Source organism: Rhodovulum viride, assembly GCF_003265965.1.
GTDB lineage: Bacteria > Pseudomonadota > Alphaproteobacteria > Rhodobacterales > Rhodobacteraceae > Rhodovulum > Rhodovulum kholense.
Map to the genome: position 1 here is coordinate 1 of NZ_MUAV01000218.1, position 358 is coordinate 358.

A 358-nucleotide genomic window follows, 5' to 3' on the forward strand; every position below is an offset into this window, starting at 1 on the left:
ACCTTGTCCCAGATCAGCAGCTTGGCGTTGTAGAGGATGAACGGCGCCGCCCAGGCAGCCTGCACCCAAGCGGTCAGGCGCCCGCCGAGCGCCCGATTCGCCTGACGCTCCTGCAGCTCGGCGATGCGGATCTCGGCCGCGATCCGGTCGGCATCGTTGGCGGCGCGCAGCCGCGCCTCGTAGGCCTCGCGCAGCTGGCCCGCCAGCCCGCCGCCGAGGATCTGCACCAGCCAGCCCATCACGATGCCTCGCGCATGCAATAGCCGTATTCCTCGGTGCGGCGGTTCCGGAGCCCCGCGACGACGCGCCCGCCCGCCTTGTTCCACCAGGTCAGGGCCTCGCAGGCGCCCGGCACGTC

Annotated in this window: 2 protein-coding genes; both read right to left on the reverse strand. The window is 72.1% G+C overall.

Annotation, left to right across the window (positions count from 1 at the left end):
• The coding region (locus BYZ73_RS21930) for a hypothetical protein (protein ID WP_220086899.1) at positions 1 to 260 on the reverse strand (260 nt) is incomplete at its 3' end.
• Positions 239 to 355: a glycoside hydrolase family protein gene (locus tag BYZ73_RS24320; RefSeq protein ID WP_425451112.1), complete on the reverse strand. Its 117-nt coding sequence runs from the start codon at positions 353 to 355 to the stop codon at positions 239 to 241. The genes BYZ73_RS21930 and BYZ73_RS24320, both read right to left, overlap by 22 nt.
• Positions 356 to 358 lie beyond the last annotated feature (3 nt).